15 protein-coding genes are annotated in these 16,492 nt (G+C 47.2%); 11 read left to right on the top strand and 4 right to left on the bottom strand.

Annotation, left to right across the window (positions count from 1 at the left end):
• Positions 1-109 precede the first annotated feature (109 nt).
• The 10 genes from AC506A_RS07815 to AC506A_RS07770 all read left to right on the top strand — a co-directional run bounded on the left by AC506A_RS07815 (position 110) and on the right by AC506A_RS07770 (position 11,615).
• Entirely contained in the window at positions 110-853 is a 744-nt protein-coding gene (locus AC506A_RS07815; protein ID WP_495460391.1) for a 2-phosphosulfolactate phosphatase, read from the top strand.
• Between the two features lie 84 nt (positions 854-937).
• Positions 938-1,813: an AraC family transcriptional regulator gene (locus AC506A_RS07810; RefSeq protein WP_495460390.1), complete on the top strand. Its 876-nt coding sequence runs from the start codon at positions 938-940 to the stop codon at positions 1,811-1,813.
• A gap of 121 nt (positions 1,814-1,934) precedes the next feature.
• Positions 1,935-2,543 carry an FMN-binding negative transcriptional regulator gene (locus tag AC506A_RS07805; protein ID WP_495460389.1) on the top strand — a complete coding sequence of 203 codons (609 nt, stop codon included), beginning with the start codon at positions 1,935-1,937 and terminating at the stop codon, positions 2,541-2,543.
• Between the two features lie 45 nt (positions 2,544-2,588).
• The gene (locus AC506A_RS07800; protein WP_495460388.1) at positions 2,589-3,848 is read left to right on the top strand and encodes a cytochrome P450; all 1,260 of its coding nucleotides are present in this window, start codon (positions 2,589-2,591) and stop codon (positions 3,846-3,848) included.
• Between the two features lie 34 nt (positions 3,849-3,882).
• Positions 3,883-4,986 (top strand): CHAP domain-containing protein, encoded by a 1,104-nt coding sequence (locus tag AC506A_RS07795; RefSeq protein WP_495460387.1) that lies wholly within the window; start codon positions 3,883-3,885, stop codon positions 4,984-4,986.
• Between the two features lie 77 nt (positions 4,987-5,063).
• Positions 5,064-5,876, top strand: a complete 813-nt coding sequence (speD, locus tag AC506A_RS07790) for an adenosylmethionine decarboxylase (protein ID WP_495460386.1) — start codon at positions 5,064-5,066, stop codon at positions 5,874-5,876.
• Positions 5,877-6,027: 151 nt separating this feature from the next.
• Positions 6,028-8,085 carry a methyl-accepting chemotaxis protein gene (locus tag AC506A_RS07785; RefSeq protein WP_495460385.1) on the top strand — a complete coding sequence of 686 codons (2,058 nt, stop codon included), beginning with the start codon at positions 6,028-6,030 and terminating at the stop codon, positions 8,083-8,085.
• Between the two features lie 31 nt (positions 8,086-8,116).
• The gene (locus AC506A_RS07780; RefSeq protein ID WP_495460384.1) at positions 8,117-9,673 is read left to right on the top strand and encodes a sensor domain-containing diguanylate cyclase; all 1,557 of its coding nucleotides are present in this window, start codon (positions 8,117-8,119) and stop codon (positions 9,671-9,673) included.
• Between the two features lie 190 nt (positions 9,674-9,863).
• Complete coding sequence (locus AC506A_RS07775; protein WP_495460383.1) at positions 9,864-10,991, top strand: hypothetical protein; 1,128 nt, start codon at positions 9,864-9,866, stop codon at positions 10,989-10,991.
• 297 nt (positions 10,992-11,288) lie between these two features.
• On the top strand, positions 11,289-11,615 hold the full coding sequence (locus AC506A_RS07770; RefSeq protein WP_495460382.1) for an S-Ena type endospore appendage: 327 nt from the start codon (positions 11,289-11,291) through the stop codon (positions 11,613-11,615).
• Positions 11,616-11,664: 49 nt separating this feature from the next.
• Here AC506A_RS07770 and AC506A_RS07765 read toward each other — a convergent pair whose 3' ends face one another.
• The 4 genes from AC506A_RS07765 to AC506A_RS07750 all read right to left on the bottom strand — a co-directional run bounded on the left by AC506A_RS07765 (position 11,665) and on the right by AC506A_RS07750 (position 14,937).
• Positions 11,665-12,000: a DUF3992 domain-containing protein gene (locus tag AC506A_RS07765; protein ID WP_495460381.1), complete on the bottom strand. Its 336-nt coding sequence runs from the start codon at positions 11,998-12,000 to the stop codon at positions 11,665-11,667.
• Between the two features lie 22 nt (positions 12,001-12,022).
• Entirely contained in the window at positions 12,023-12,391 is a 369-nt protein-coding gene (locus AC506A_RS07760) for a DUF3992 domain-containing protein (protein ID WP_495460380.1), read from the bottom strand.
• 161 nt (positions 12,392-12,552) lie between these two features.
• Positions 12,553-12,900 (bottom strand): bacillithiol system redox-active protein YtxJ, encoded by a 348-nt coding sequence (ytxJ, locus tag AC506A_RS07755; RefSeq protein ID WP_495460379.1) that lies wholly within the window; start codon positions 12,898-12,900, stop codon positions 12,553-12,555.
• A gap of 96 nt (positions 12,901-12,996) precedes the next feature.
• Positions 12,997-14,937 (bottom strand): glycosyl hydrolase family 18 protein, encoded by a 1,941-nt coding sequence (locus AC506A_RS07750; protein ID WP_495460378.1) that lies wholly within the window; start codon positions 14,935-14,937, stop codon positions 12,997-12,999.
• A 275-nt stretch (positions 14,938-15,212) separates the two neighbouring features.
• On the opposite strand from AC506A_RS07750, the gene AC506A_RS07745 reads away from it, so the two are divergent.
• On the top strand, positions 15,213-16,379 hold the full coding sequence (locus tag AC506A_RS07745) for a HupE/UreJ family protein (protein ID WP_495460377.1): 1,167 nt from the start codon (positions 15,213-15,215) through the stop codon (positions 16,377-16,379).
• The last annotated feature ends 113 nt before the right edge of the window (positions 16,380-16,492 follow it).

The following is a 16,492-nucleotide window of genomic DNA, read 5'->3' as shown; positions in this document are numbered from 1 at the left end:
AAGAACGGATATAGCATTGATTATGGCTGATTTCAGCTTTTTTCACAATGTATCTACGGGTATTGTGGTAAAGTTTAGGAGATTATACTTTGTCCATGAGGTGATTAACATGACAATTTCCGCAGTTTATCAGCAGACCAACTACACCGCGAGATTCGAATGGGGATATGAAGGGGTGCGTGCTTTAGCACCTGTCTCGGACCTTGTCGTCATTATTGATGTCCTTTCCTTTACGACTTGTGTAGATATCGTTGTAAGCCGCAAGGGTATTGTCTTCCCGTATCGATTTAAGGATGCTTCGGCTGCAGATTATGCAAGTGAGAAGAACGCATTGCTTGCGGGGAAACGCGGAGAACTGATATCGTTATCACCTGCCCAATTAGCACGCCTTGAAGTAAATAGCCGCATTGTGCTGCCTTCACCTAATGGCGCCACATGCTCTTTTATCGCAAAAGACAGCCAATGTGAGGTCATTGCCGCCTGCCTGCGAAATGCGAGTGCAGTTGCGCAATATATACGGGAGCGAGGAGGTGTAGTAACGGTTATCGCTTCCGGAGAGCGATGGAGTGACGGTAGTCTTCGACCTAGTTTCGAGGATATGCTGGCAGCAGGCGCCATTCTGAGTCAACTCGATCCTTTCGAATTATCACCCGAAGCAAAGAGTGCGTCCGCTGTATTTGATGCATGCCGAGGCGAGCTGGCAGCAATGGTTGCGGCTTGCAGTTCAGGCCAAGAGCTAATCGAGATCGGGTATGAGAAAGATGTTAAGCTGGCATCGGAGCTTGATTCAAGTTTGATCATCCCCGTGCTTGATAATCACGGCGCATTTGTTGCAGCCCCTGTACATAGATGAGATACACCCTGCTCAATCGTGCACGAATAGTCGGGTGGCTTCAATGCAATTTTGATATTTTATAGATGTGGGAAGGAGGTTCACATGAATTTACTAGCGGATATGAATGGTGCCGTCAGCTACATTGAAGACCATCTGACGCAGGAGGTTGACTTCAAAGAAGTCGCGAGATTGGCGATGTGCTCCGAGTTTCATTTTAAACGGATGTTTTCATTCCTTGCCGGCGTGTCGCTGTCCGAGTACATTCGGCGCAGACGTCTCACCCTGGCGGCGTTCGAGCTGCAAGGCAGCGATGAAGTGAAAATTATCGATGTTGCCATTAAATATGGATACAACTCGCCGGATGCGTTTACCAGAGCGTTCCAGAGCTTACATGGCCTAACCCCGACAGAAGCGCGGAGTAAAGGACAAATGTTAAAGGCGTTTCCAAGAATGACGTTTCAATTAACGGTTAGAGGGGGAAATGAAATGAACTTCCGTATGGAAGAGAAAGAAGCTTTCCGCATCGTAGGGCTTATGAGTAGAGTCCCGATTATTTTCAACGGCGTTAACCCGGAAATTGCCGCGATGTGGCAGCGTTTAAACGAAGAGAAAATTCAGAAGTTGAAGAGTCTCTCCAATATCTCACCACATGGGATGCTAAGCGCGTCGACGAACTTCTCGGAAGAGCGAATGGAGGAGAAAGGGGAGCTTGATCACTATATCGGCGTAGCTACGACTCGTGAATGTCCGGAAGAACTGGAGAAGCTTGAAGTGGCTGCATGTACGTGGGCTGTGTTCGAAGCAGTCGGACCGTTCCCGGATACGCTGCAAAATGTGTGGGGTCGTATCTACTCGGAATGGTTCCCATCATCTAGTTATGAGCAAACGCAAGGCCCGGAGCTATTGTGGAACGAGAGTAAGGATATGACCTCGCCAACCTTCCGAAGCGAAATTTGGATCCCGGTTCGCAAGAGATAACATGTTGGTGAAGGCGGATAGCTACCGGGCTATCCGCTTTTGTTTTGTCTGCAACTTTTAACGACCCGCTCACGTACTACATGCATGTAAAAAATTAGTATTTGCGTAGGGAGGTGCAGCGATGTATATACCTAAACATTTTCAGGTGAAGGACATTCCAGAGATGGCGTCATTCATTGAAGCGCATAGCTTCGGGACCTTGTTTTCGCAAACGGACGGTGAACCTTATGCAACGCATTTGCCCTTTCTAATCGAGGAAGATGAATGCGGTCAACATTATTTGCTCGGGCATATGGCCAAAACGAATCCACACTGGACCTACGTTGATGGCCAAGTTTTAGTCGTTTTTCAAGGCCCACATACGTATATCTCTCCGACCTGGTATCAAGAAGAGCACACCGTTCCAACCTGGAATTATACGGCTGTTCATGTGTATGGCGAGTTTATTCCTGTTACCTCGCAAGATGAATTGGTTCAGATTCTAAACAGAACGATCAGCTACTATGAAGCATCCATGGAAAAGCCATGGAAAACGAACATGCACTCCTCCTTAAATGAACAGCTCATGAACATGATTGTCGGATTTAAAATAAAAATTGCACGTTTTGAAGGGAAATGGAAATTAAGTCAAAATCATTCAAACGAAAGAAGAGCGAAAGTGATCCAAGGATTAAGAAAATCGCCGGATTCAAATGCGAATCAGATCGCGGATTTGATGGAGCAGATGTAGTAACTGAAATCCACATAACGAGTAGTGAGAAGGAGCGTGAAGCTGTTGCAAAATCAATCGCGATCGGCATTCGAGATTTCGGAAATTGGTTCATGGTTTGGAGCTTATAACGTTAAGGCGCATGACGATCCTTATCCGTTCTACAATTACTTACTTGAACATGAACCTGTTCATTATGTGGAAGCGAACAACTTCTGGGTTGTTTCCCGTTATGATGACGTCAACCGTGTCTTGAAGGATCCGCTGTTTGTCCGCGAGAATCGGAACGCGATGCCGCAGCATCAGCAAACAGAGCAGCAACAGCAGTCGCAGAACTCGCCATGGGAACCTGTTAGTGCCTTATTGGATAACTGGATGCTGCTTCGCGACGCGCCAACACATACGAGATTAAGAGGGCTTGTCAGTCACTCCTTCACACCACGGTCTATGGCGAAATTGAAGTTGAATATCCGCTCCATTGCGGAGCATCTTGCAGAGCAAATGGCGGAAGAAGATCGGCCTGATCTTATTCAATCGTTTGCTTTCCCGTTGCCGGTAATTGTGATCGCTGAAATGCTTGGCGTACCGCCGGAAGACCGCGAGTTGTTCAAGGAATGGTCGCATACCTTTGCGAGAATTCTCGAAGGCGGCGGTGATCAATCACCTGATTTTGAGAAGCAAGCGGTTAGAGCAGCCGTCGAAATAACGGATTATTTCCGCAGCTTGATTACTGAACGGAAGGTTTCACCGCGTGAAGATATGATTAGTGATTTACTTGCCGCTAAAGAACAAGCCGATGCGCTAACCGAGCAGGAGCTTATTGCTACTTGTGTATTGCTGCTTGTAGCCGGACACGAAACGACGGTGAATCTGATTGGAAACACGATGCTTGCGCTGTTGAACCATCCGGAACAATATGCGCGTTTACGCAATCACGCCAATTTAATCCCTTCTACTGTTGAAGAAGGCCTGCGTTATGAAAGTCCTGTGCAGATGACATCACGTCTAGCATCTGTAGATTATGAACTCGGAGGACAGACGATTCGACAAGGACAGGTCGTACAAGTGATGCTTGGAGCGGCAAACCGCGATCCAGCTCTCTTCGCGAATCCGAATCAATTCGATATCGGGCGTACACCGAATCGACACTTGGCGTTTGCTTCGGGAGCCCATTTCTGCTTGGGTGCACCGCTTGCTCGATTAGAAGGAGAAATTGCGCTGACTGCGATGTTGAACCATTTTCCGCAAATGCGTGTTGCAGATGCTGCCCCAAATTGGCGACCGAATATTCTGTTCCGAGGCATGGGTACGATGCATGTACGCTGAAGTGATATCTGGTAATCAAAAGGAGTGTCTCACCTTGGAATCCTTGCAATCACGGGTTGAAAGTATCCGAATCATACTTCACGACATGATGAAGTCAGTCGATAGCGCAGCGTTAAAGGAAGAAGCATGCACTTATTTATATGGAGTATCCACATTCGCTTCACTACTTGCGTTAAAGAGAGGATATAACCAGGAGATCGCCTCCATTGCAGGCCTTCTTCACGATTATTATTACTACAAGACTGGCATTTCAGACTTTCGCGGACCGAATAGTGCTGAAGCTGTAAGACCGTTAATGAGAGATACTGGTTTATTTAGTAAGGAAGAGATGCATTCGATTATTCATGCGATTTTCTATTATGGTGAGCGGGATAAGATCCATGGACCTTTTGATGAAATCGTGAAGGATGCGGTTGTGCTCCAGCGATATTTTCAACAGAGAGGGCCAGCTGCTTCCCAGCATGATTCACAGAGGTTGCAAAATGTACTAAACGAACTGACCATCCCTGGTGAACGGATTATTACTGCGAATGGTAACAGTGTAGAAATGAATAGCAGCGAGATGAATAAAAGAGCCCTGCTTGCTGACATTGCGGAACAGCTTGCCTCCCAAAATATTACCGGAACTGCAGGTGATCAAAACTACCGAGTGATCTGCCGGTACTGGCCGGACGCGGATATCTACACCGTGCTGAAAGGCAGCTGGTGTGCTGCTTTCGTGTATCATTGCTGCAGGTTAGCCGGAATTCTGCTTCCGATTCGTTACCCGAATGGTGAGTGTCGGTTCGCTGGTGTAGGTGCTTGGTTGGAATGGGCGCAGCTGCCTGAGAATGGGTTCTTCTATCCCGACGGACTAAATGGCTTCACACCTCAGCGCGGAGACATCGTTATTTATGAAAAGCTGTTGTCCGATAACTCGCATGATCATATCGGAGTTGTTTTGGACTGTGATGAGGGAGAAATACTTGTAGCTGAGGGGAATCGGGATAATCAGAATTACTCCAGTGTTTTCCGAAGGGATCGGGCGGTGTGCATCCTTGGTTATGTCCGAATTGATAATCACTATAGGTTTCATTTTGGAGGTGAATATGATCCTCTAGGCTTGCAGGAAATGAAAATGTTTCCGAGTCTGGGATAGAACTTGCCCAGGCTTCCCATGCTAAGTGCAGCTGTATATTTTCGCGCCGGAGGCGTTACATTTAGGGGGAGCCCATTTTGAAATTAACATCGGAGCAGCGCATTACGCTGCACGGCTTTAACAATTTGACCAAATCGTTAAGCTTCAATATGTATGATATTTGTTTTACCAAAACGAAAGAAGAACGTGAATCGTATATCACTTACATAGACCAGCAATACAATGCGGATCGGCTGACATCCATCTTGAAGACCGTTGCCGAAATTATCGGCGCTCATGTGTTGAATATAGCCAAGCAGGATTATGAGCCGCAAGGGGCAAGCGTGACGATGCTCGTATCGGAAGGTCCGCTTGAGCAAGCGACACATGAATCGTATGAGGAATCGCCAGGTCCGCTTCCCAATGCGGTTGCCATGCATTTGAACACAAGTCACATCACTGTGCACACGTACCCTGAATACCATCCGGATGAAGGAATCAGTACGTTCCGGGCTGATATTGACGTTTCTACATGCGGCGAGATTTCACCGCTTAAAGCGCTGAACTATCTCATTCGTTCCTTCGATACCGATATTATGATTATCGATTATAGGGTGAGGGGGTTTACGCGCGACATAAACGGCTACAAGCTGTTTATAGACCACGAGATCAGCTCGATTCAAAGTTACATTCCGGAAGAGATTCAAGATTTGTACCAGATGATTGACGTGAATGTGTACCAGGAAAATATTTTTCATACCAAATGCAAGCTGCGGGAATTTGATCTGAACAACTACTTGTTCGGGTACACCAAGGACACACTTAGTAAGGAAGAGCAGCTTGATATTGAGAAGAGCGTAAAGTGGGAAATGGACGAAATTTTCTACGGCAAAAATATGGTGTTTGCATAAGAGATGGGAAGGAAGCTTGTCACTACTGTGGCAAGCTTCTTTGATTATTTGCATTTCAACCAAAAAATGTATACTAATTTTGTAGAAAATAGTATTATTTTAAGAGAATATGTCGAAATATGTAGAATGAATTGAGAGAGGAAAAGGCCACATGAAATCACTCAAGAGTAAGTTCATCATGATCACGTTAATGTTGGTGCTTGTTCCTTTGGCGATTACGAACTTGTTTTATGACGTTGTTGTTCAAGATAAGTATAAGGATACGATCGAGGAAAAGAATAAAGCCTTTGCATCTGCCCTTTCCTCTAATGTCACATCATTTATCGAAACCTCATATCGCGTTGTCAGTGAAATTGCGGATCAACCAGAGGTCATAAATTTCAACACTGCTATGCAGCAGCGACTGCTAGAGCGATCAGCGCAGCGGAATCCTCAGTTTGAATTGCTCTACATTCTACGAATGGACGGCATGCAAACTGCGAGATCAGAGGGCATTCTCGGCAATCGCAAAGAGCGTTGGTGGTTTAAGGAAATGGAAGCTCTTCAAGCCAGCTTTGTCAGCAAGTCGTATTATTCCATCTTTAGCAATTCCGCAAGCACGTCGCTTTTCGTTCCGATTGTGGACACTGCCGGGAACATGCAAGGATTCATCGGTGCGGATATTAGGATGAATGAGCTGCAGGCGCTGGTGGATCGGGATTCTACCGGTAAAGGCAGCTACAGCATCATTCTCGATGGGGAAGGGACAGTTATCGCCCATCCGAATAAGCAATATGTGAAAGAAATGTACAACTTCAAGACGTTAACGAAATCGGTCTGGAAGAAAGACATTCACGGTCAGCTTCTGAAGGATGAGAATGGGTACGAAATCACGGAAGAGGTACCTATCGATTTTGGTTCGGATTTAAGCAGTATTGCTGCTCGTGCCTTTAAAGGGGAAACGGGTACTGGAAGTTACCTGGACAATGGGCAAAACCGCTTGCTTGTTGCGTTTAAACCTGTGAAACTGCCGGGTTCATCCAAACAATGGGCCGTCATTACGGTACAAAAAGAATCGGATGCCTATGCATTTGTATACGATCTTCAAAAGAAGGTGCTAGGTCTTTCCTTATTGCTTGCAAGTGCAGCCAGTTTGGTCATTTGGTTCGCATCTAACAAATTTATCAACCCAATCATGGCGCTAATGAAGCTCATGGAATCGGCTGCTAAAGGAGACCTGACACGCCGGTCCGCTTACCGCTCCAAGGACGAAATCGGGCGTTTGACAAGCAGCTATAACGAGATGATGGATAAGATTCGAGAGAGCTTACGCGATATATCAGAAGCGTTCTCAAGAGTTTTCAGCGCTTCTACTGTGCTCGCCGAAACTACCCGCGAAACAGCCTATTCCATCACGGAGGTCGCGAAAACCATTATTGAAGTGGCGGAAGGCGCCGATGAGCAGCGTCAAGATACGGAAACCGGTGTTCAGGTATATGCAGAATTGTCCGAGACAGTTCGGCTGTTTACGAAGGAGATAGAGCGCTGCCGACCTGTTATTGAATCCGCGATGATCACGAATGAAACAAGTATGAACCTGCTGGGAGCTTTCGAGCATACGGCTGGTGACTATGAAACTGCATGGAAAGCGATCAGGGAGTATGGCGATAACTTACTCGTAAATACGGTGGAAATTGAACGATTAGCGGAGCAATTCGCGAAACAAGCTTCCATTACGACGGAGCTTGTCTTACAAGAACAGATCCAAGGGCCCAAACTGGAAACGAATGCGCAGTTCCTGCAGCTTGCGGCAGAGGCACTGAACTCAAGCCGACAAATTGGTAAACAGATCAACAGGTTAAGTCACGATGCAGGGGCATTGAAAGAACTTTCGGAAGCTTCCTTGCAAGTCGCTGCGGGACAGTCGGGGGCGGCGGTACAAACGAAGGGAGCATTTCATGCGATGGCTCAGTCGATGGTGGAAATGAATCAAAATATAAATCGGGCCTTCGAGCATTTCGAGCAAGTAGGGCTTAAGCGTGAGCAATTGTCAGCACTCATTTCACATATTGCAGCCATTTCGCGCACCACCTTCAATGCTTCTGAGGCGATCGGGGCAGAAACAGAGCAGCAGGCTGCTGCAATGGAAGAAGTATCGAACTTGAGCGACTCACTCAACAAAAGCGCTAAGCTTGTTGCAGAGCGTATTAAGTTGTTTCGAATACACTAACGCCTAGTGACTTTTCTCAAGGGGTGATGGCATGAACGCTATTTCATTGAGGCAGAGGATGATCTCGTTCCTTTCGCTATTTATCATAGCAATCTATCTTACGGCGCTCATTGGGTTTTATTTCTCAACGCACCGGCTGCTGGTACAGAAAACATTGGCGTTTAATGAGCAATTATCCAGAAGAATCGCGGAATCAACAGAGGTTTCATTCCAGGAGATGCAGCGGTTTCTAAAAAGCAAATCCAGTGATATTTCGCAATATAGTCATAATCCAGCGTTCATCGACAATTTATTTGCTCAATCGGCAAAAACGCTGTATTTTAATTCACTTGTATATGCCGATTCTGCGGGTGCTTATGTAGCGAGTTATCCGGAGTTAGGCGTGATCGGGAAGCACTCCACTCTGCTGGACTTGTCTTTTAACGTAAAAGAACAGCTCATAACGGAGCCGTTTACCTCTTTGACCGGGAGGCGCATTATTGCGATGACAGAGCCGATTCAAAGTGCTGACGGAGCGTACGCAGGTTATGTGCTGGGCTCTATTTATTTGGACGAGAGTAATTTGTTTACGCAAATCGTTGGCAATCGTGATTTTGAAGAGCAGACCACCTCATGGGTATCGGATAAAGACGGCAATCTTCTCTATAGCTCCGATCAGAATCGGTCGGGTGAAAATGCCTGGCAATCTGAAATCATTCAGCATTTTAAGTCAGGCGAGAGCGGAAATGAGCGGCTATCCGGCGTGGATGGGGAAGACTTGCTGATTGGTTATGCGTCAATGCCCTCCAGTGGCTGGGGGGTGGCTATCCAAACCCCGACTGCTTCACTTGTCGCGCCGACGTTCGAAGCCATGAAGAGGATGTTTATGTTTACGACACCTATTATGTTTATTCTATTGCTGTTAAGCATATTTGCGATCAACCAGATGATGCGGCCTCTTCGGGAGCTTGCGATTTACTCCAAGTCAGTGGTGGACCGAGATACGAACATTCCGCCAGTGACACAATCATCGCATTATATGGAGATCGAACAGATTAAAGACATGATCGATTTCTATAGAAGCTCCTTTGACAGAGAAGTGAGTGATTTGAAGAAAGAGACATTAAGCGATAAATTGACTGGACTAGCTAACCGGCGTCATATCGATGAGACGCTTGATCATTGGGTTGAGATCAACAGATCGTTTGCTGTGGTTCTTATTGATATTGATTTTTTTAAAAAATTTAATGATAAATACGGTCATCAGACAGGTGATAAGGCATTGAAGAAACTGGCAGATGTTATGAAACAAGTGGCCAGATCAGATGATATATGCGGGCGCTACGGCGGGGAAGAGTTCATTATATTGCTGCCGGAAACGAGTCAGTTGGAAGCGCATGACGTCATCGAGAGCTTGCACGCTTCGCTTAAGAAAATACCAGTTGTCGCTGGGCGCTACATCACGATTTCGGCGGGAATCGGCTCATTCCCCGAGCATGCACGCAGCGTCAAAGCACTTTACGCAATGACGGATGCAGCATTGTATCAGGCCAAACATGAAGGACGCAATCGAACTGTATTAGTCAGCAAAGGAACGGAGATTGGATGAAAGGTATAGACAGACTTTAGAAACTTGTCACGATCGTGGCAAGTTTTTTTGCGTGTTAATCGCCAATTTTAAAGAAATACAGGCTTGAGTACAAGCGATGAGCGGTGACGACCATCTACTACTAATAGTGAAGTTGAGAATTGTAGAAGTAGTAGACTGTTTGGGTAAATGGAACGGAGGGGCACAAGTCATGCCAAATGGTAACTCTAAATCAGGCGATGTTTTCCTGGAAAGCTCGCTCCGCCGACATTGCTCATGTACAGGCAAATATGTTTTGAGCTGCGATGGGCTCTCGAAAGGAACGCATTGTTGTCCCGTTGGACCTGCGGGTGCGACGGGGGCGACGGGGCCGACGGGAGCGACGGGAGCAACGGGGGCGACGGGGCCGACGGGGGCGACGGGAGCAACGGGAGCAACGGGGGCGACGGGGGCGACGGGAGCGACGGGAGCAACGGGAGTGACAGGAGCGACGGGGCCGACGGGAGAGACGGGAGCGACGGGGGCGATGGGAGCGACGGGAGCAACGGGGGCGACGGGAGCAACGGGGGCGACGGGAGCAACGGGAGCAACTGGGGCGACGGGAGCAACGGGAGCAACGGGTGCGACGGGAGCGACTGGGGCGACGGGGGCGACGGGTGTGACGGGAGCAACGGGAGCGACGGGAGCGACGGGAGCAACGGGAGCAACGGGTGCGACGGGTGCGACTGGGGCGACTGGAGCAACGGGAGCAACGGGTGCGACGGGAGCAACGGGAGCGACTGGGCCGACGGGGGAGACGGGAGCAAATGGGCCGACGGGGGCGACGGGAGCGACTGGTCCTACAGGGCCGAATTTTGCTGCGACCGGTTTCTCTGCGTTCTTAGCTACGCTATCAATTAGCGCCAGTGCCCAACTCACGAACTGGTCAGTCGCGAGTCCTTACTACGGAAATGCGGCTTTTAACCCCGTGACGGGTAATTTTACGGTACCTGTAACAGGTAGATACGCAATCAAATCAACCATCAACTATTTAACAACTGCCGCAGTTTCCGTTAGCCTTGGCAGTGGCATCAATCCTTTTTTTGCAGTGCAGCGTACTTCGCCAACGGCGACCAATTTAGTCAGCGGACTTCTACCTGTGCTTAATGTAAACATCGTCCTGCTGTTAACTTTAAGAGCTGTACTCGGAAATGGGGAGATCACACTGGCAGGTGATGTCGCGCTTCAAGCCGGCGATGTCGTGGGGTTATTTTACAATTCTGATGGATTGACAATATCAATTAATATTGGAAGCGGGGCCACACGCGGCGTTGTTTGGTCGATGCATGAACTGACTTAACAGAAGTGGAAATTAAATCCTGTTTAGCAATGGCAATGATCGGAGAAGAGGCATTTACTAGTAGAAAGCTTTTTTATTTCGTTTACTGAAAAGAGGGGGAGTATGCTGAATAGGACATTATGTCGGAAGAAGCAGCCCTCTTGCCAATCCCGAAAAAACGGCAAACCACCTAGAACATGCAATCACAGGCATAAAAGAAAATGGCGAGCGCATCCAAAGCCGCTATGTCCCCCTCAAACGAATAATGTCATTCTTCCGCAGCCGCCGCCCTATGTATATCCTATTGATCCACCGAAGATGAAAACGACTTTCAGCCTTGAGAAAGAATGTTGTGGAAACCTATTACTTCAAGGTGAACAGCCCGAATTTCAATTATGGGAACTGAATGCGGCCTCCTATCTGTCGGTGACACAAATAAGCATTTTCTCAAACGAAAGCAGCACGCAAGCATTGGAGGTTGATATCGAAGGGAGAGACACGAAGCGCATGGTGGTGCCGCCAGGCAGCACTGTCAATTATATCGGGCAAGCGATAAGAGCGATTCGTATTCCAACACAAGGCATCGAGTCGACTTATATAGAGGGGAAATACTCAATCTCTACAACACTAACCCTCTCAAGCTGACAATGAAAAAGGCGGTTCTCCAATTAATTGGGGAGCCGCCTTATGCCTGTTAAAGGTTATACCGAACGGTGATACAAAATTCACCTTGTGCTGCAGCTGTTGCCGTTAGTGTAATCGTATCAAAGCGGCCTACTGTAAACGAAGAACTGCTTCCGGCTGGAATAATGATCGTTTGGATCGTCGCCGCATTTCGGAGAAAGTTGATCGTGATCGAACCGGTACTGGATTCAATTTTGACATAACCTGTGCCGGTAATAATCTGAGTTAGATTGTCTGCATAGAGGGTTTGAGTACCAGCAGCCGTTAACTGCCAGTTCGTACATACTTTATCTTGCACCATGACTTTCTCTGAGCAACAACTAAGTGACGAATTGCACATTTGCATGTCCCTCCTCCTATTTCATTCTTTATACGGGATAGCGGGTAGTAATACAAAATTCTCCTTGATAAGTACCTGCTGTTGCTCCAGGCAGTGTTAATCGTATCGTGCTGAAGCGGCGGTAAGTAAAAGCGAAACTCATTCCGGGTGTAAGGGTAATGGGGGTAATCATGGGTGCGCCAGCGCTGTTAAGTACATCTAATACGATGTCAGCCGGTCCGAGCTCATATTGAATATAGCCGGTACCCACTAGATTTTGATTAAGATTGTTCGCGTAGAGAACAAGCAAAACATCTGTTGCAACAACGGTACCATTCCACGGCGTACATACTTTGTCTTGCACATAATCATTATCCGAACAACAGGTTAAAGCCGTTACAGTGTTCTCGCATGCCATAGGTATAACCCTCCGATCCATATTTCTAACTAGTTAATGCAATCCGTAATCTGCCCGCTTGGACAGTTGTCTTTGGAACTTCTAATATATGGGTTTTTCAATACAAAAAAAAAGCCCCTGAGAACAAGCGTCTATCCGCTTGCCTCAGGGGCCTTCACCTTTTAATTCATTACCGCAGTCATATGTGCTTCCGTAATGGACCAGTGTGAAGCAGTCCAATACTTCGCCTTATCCTTAATTAGGATAACTTGCGGGGATTCATGCTTGACCGCAGTATCTTCCGCGATTTGGTTCGATACCGGGCGTGATTCAATGACCTTGACCAATACAAAGTCGGTGTCAGTTGAATTGGCCTCATTGTTCTTCAAGTAATTCGAGAACTCTGTGTACGCATTCGCGCTTACCGGACATGTCGTACTGTGTTTGAACACGACCAATGGACGTGTGCTTGATGCTTCAAATGCCGCATTCCACTCATCGAGGGATTGAATTTCTTTTAATTTGGACACACAGCAGTCTCCTAACGGTTATGAAGTGAATTGCCGAACAATCAACGTCAATATCATACCATATCGAGAACCTGTAGTACTACTTGGCCGCAGATGCTACTTCTGTTGGAGCAGCATCGTCCATAGATCTGCTTGCTCGTAACCGAGACGCCATGCGGCAACGCCGGCTAAATCATATTTCTTAGCAAGGTTGACACGTGCTTTAACGGTGTCGGCTGTTTCTGCCCAGAATACATGCGTGTACCCGTCTTGGCCCACATATTTGTATTTCCATTGTCCGGCGACGGCATCAAACGTGCGAGTAGCGCCTTGTTCTGTAATGATTCGAGGCAACTCGCTCATATAGATCGCTTTGTTGTCTACCAGGTTGCCTGCTGCATCAATACGCCATTCCCGTACGTAGAACGGAATGCCCAGCATCAGCTTGCTGCGCGGAACGCCATAAGCTAGGAATTGCTTTACGCCATCCTCAACCCAAGTCAATTCAGCAACTGATCCAGCTTCGTCACTGCCCTTCCAGTGTTGGTCATACGCCATAATCATAATCATATCGACGATTTCGGCCAATGCTCGTTGATCATAGGCGGTTTTGGCATCCCAGCTTACGTCGCCTCTTGGCAGATCGACGGAAACGGTTAAGCCGGCTTTGTGCGCCGCGCTTGTAAGCGAACGAACGAATTCAGTGTATAAATCGCGATCTTTTCCAGCCATGCCTTCAAAATCGATATTCACACCATCGACTTCAAGCGCAGCCAGTTTGCCGACAAGGGTCGTGATGAATGTATTCATCGCTGTCGCATTCCGCAGAAATGCGCTAGTCAGCGCAGCATCGAATTGATTGCTTACGAGCGGCGTCAACTTGATGCCGGATGCCTTCAACGATTGAACAAGGGCAGGATCCGAGGTGTCTGTGAAAGTGCCGTCTGCACCAGCCAGCTCAAACCATGAAGGAGAATCCACATCGAGCCCTTGTGTTTGACTGATCTGATCCAATACGGTTGATGTCCGGGACGTACCGTTCCATGCCACCAATTGAAGCTTCTTCTTGTTGTTCCAGATCGCCCGCATATCTGTTGTCATTACAGTAGAGCCGGCATAGGAATTGGCAAAATCCACTGCGCCTTTACGGGTGTGGAACGAACGCAGCTTCTGGTCACCTTGATAAACGGCTAAATAAGGAACGTTAGTCCACCAGGTTAATCCATTCTTCAATACAGATGCACCGGAAAGGGATTTGGCATACTGGATCGCACTTTGAATGTTATAGTAAGAGGCCAGAACCGGGCCGGATTGGACGACTGTGAAGGTTGGAATATTTGTATGTACGATTTGTCCCGTTATTGTATTTACAACACTGCTCCCGGATATTTTGGATGAAGCACGTATCGCATCCAACAAGAAGCTATAAGTTGGCGTGCTCTCAGGAACAAAACTGTCTGTCACAATGCTGTATGTGAGCGGTGCTTTGCGATGAGCGGCCTTCTGAGCGACGGTCAGATTATCCCATACCCACTGATTGGTTGCCAGCTCAATAATATGGATGTTGCCGTAAGATTTAGCAGCTTTCTTCGCATCAGCAAGGTTCACGAATGACCAGTTTGCCAGCGTTTTATCACCTTGATACATTTGAAAGTTCGGATAATTGCTCTGTATGAATCCGGGCTTCTCTAAATCGCGGATTTGCGCGAAACGAACTTTGCTTGCAAAACGCTGTGCTTCAGCCAGTGTGCGGAACTCCCGACCGATTGAAGTAACACCGTTCTCATACACTTTATACCTCGGAAGATTATCCCAAACCCATTCTCGGTTCGCGATTTTTTCCACATGCGTGTACGTGAATTGTTTTGCATAAGCAACAGCACTGCTCTCTGCAGCAAATTCCTTCATGGCAGCATCATTGTGGTAGACACGAAATTTGGACGTATTGTCTGCTGAGGGACTGGCAGCGTCGCTATTGGTCGCCGATATCGTCGCAAATAAAGCCTGAATGACCAAAATAGCAGCGAGAATAAACGTCCATTTGTTACGAATAACCATCTGCTTCTATAACACTCCTCTCTGAATCTACTCTTTTAGACGTAGAAATAGGTGGGAGGTTGCGCAAAAAATGACATTTACCGATATTTACAAACTAGAAGAGGCGGAAAATGCCGATTCATAGAGCTCCCTCCACATCTGAAGGGGGTTCTTTGACGTGTGCTGTACGATCTCAACAATTTCTTAATCATTTAATAACGCCTCTATGACAATCGAACTCTATATTAATGAAGTTGTCTATTACGATCTTCGAGTTAGATAGAAAGGAGAGTCATGTGAGAATACGAGTACGCGCAGGCGTTGTATTGGCAAGCCTATGGATGTTTTTCACCTTGTTTGGGGGTACGGCACAAGCCCATTTCAGTTCTACGGGATTCTCAGATATTACCATTAAGGATCAAAGCTTGGCGTATAACCTATTCTTATTGGAACGAGAGCTGATTGAAGCTCTGCCGACTATAGATCAGAATGGGGACGGCAAAGTTACAGAAGGCGAGCTGACTGACGGAAAGGATACACTCACCGCATTAATTAATGACCGACTGATTGTGTCCGGTAACAGTAAAATCGGGATCGGAGCAATAACAGCGGTCAAACAAACAGAGAAAGCAAAAATGCCCATGGTCGAGATCGACATTACCTATGACTATGCAGAGCCAGTTGATCGGTTCATGGTTCAATATAACTTCTATGACGGTACCAATCCAGACCATAGAAGCTTTGCAACGATCCGAATGGGGCAGCAGTCCATCGTACAAGTCATCAACAGCTCCAACACTATTCTTCAAATGGAAGGCTATCATGGCACAGACACCGGCAAAGAAGGACAAGCAACCAATGATAATGACGATCAGTCGAGCCTGATTACACCATCATCGCCTTGGACTTCGCAGCTAAGCGAGTATACGAAGATGGGGATGGAGCATATCTGGTCTGGCGCTGACCACTTACTGTTCTTGGTTGGACTTATCCTTGCCGCTGGAACGAATGGATGGACCATGCTAAAGCTAATTTCCGCGTTTACGGTCGGACACAGCATTACGCTTGTTTTATATGCGCTTGATCTGGCGTCGCTGTCGCCACTAATTGTCGAGCCTCTTATAGCCTTAAGTATCGTTTTTGTTGCTTTTGAAAATATGTTCCGGAAGAATAGCAGCGACAATAAGCGTATGGCTGTTACCGTTATATTTGGGATGGTTCATGGATTTGGCTTTGCTGAAATTCTCCATGGCACCTTGTCAGGCAATGTCGCACTTCCGCTGTTCTCCTTCAATCTTGGGGTCGAAATCGGACAGCTTGCAGTACTGGCTATCGTTGTGCCGCTTCTGTGGCTAGGTCGACGTTATAAGCTGACTCAAGGTCCAATCTGGCTATACGGAGCCTCCTCCATTGTAGGAGTAATGGGCCTGTACTGGCTGATCGAACGTCTTCTAACAATTTGATGGCAGCATCACATTTACATTCAAATTCAACCGGAAGGAAGTGCTCAAATAATGATTAGCACGAGGTACAAAAGATACAAGAGATGGATCGCAAGCCTTCTACTAGCAAGTAT

Source organism: Paenibacillus sp. N22P23 (assembly GCF_059383735.1).
The sequence above is the reverse complement of the archived record's forward strand: the minus strand, read 5'-3'. Positions and strand labels throughout refer to the sequence as shown.

Excerpts from the sequence above, each read along its gene's own strand:
- AC506A_RS07770 (WP_495460382.1), top strand. The coding sequence starts at position 11,289 with ATGAAAACGACTTTCAGCCTTGAGAAAGAATGTTGTGGAAACCTATTA.
- AC506A_RS07815 (WP_495460391.1), top strand. The coding sequence starts at position 110 with ATGACAATTTCCGCAGTTTATCAGCAGACCAACTACACCGCGAGATTC.
- AC506A_RS07805 (WP_495460389.1), top strand. The coding sequence starts at position 1,935 with ATGTATATACCTAAACATTTTCAGGTGAAGGACATTCCAGAGATGGCG.
- AC506A_RS07780 (WP_495460384.1), top strand. The coding sequence starts at position 8,117 with ATGAACGCTATTTCATTGAGGCAGAGGATGATCTCGTTCCTTTCGCTA.
- AC506A_RS07750 (WP_495460378.1), bottom strand. The coding sequence starts at position 14,937 with ATGGTTATTCGTAACAAATGGACGTTTATTCTCGCTGCTATTTTGGTC.
- AC506A_RS07765 (WP_495460381.1), bottom strand. The coding sequence starts at position 12,000 with ATGCAAATGTGCAATTCGTCACTTAGTTGTTGCTCAGAGAAAGTCATG.
- AC506A_RS07760 (WP_495460380.1), bottom strand. The coding sequence starts at position 12,391 with ATGGCATGCGAGAACACTGTAACGGCTTTAACCTGTTGTTCGGATAAT.
- AC506A_RS07785 (WP_495460385.1), top strand. The coding sequence starts at position 6,028 with ATGAAATCACTCAAGAGTAAGTTCATCATGATCACGTTAATGTTGGTG.
- AC506A_RS07810 (WP_495460390.1), top strand. The coding sequence starts at position 938 with ATGAATTTACTAGCGGATATGAATGGTGCCGTCAGCTACATTGAAGAC.
- AC506A_RS07775 (WP_495460383.1), top strand. The coding sequence starts at position 9,864 with ATGCCAAATGGTAACTCTAAATCAGGCGATGTTTTCCTGGAAAGCTCG.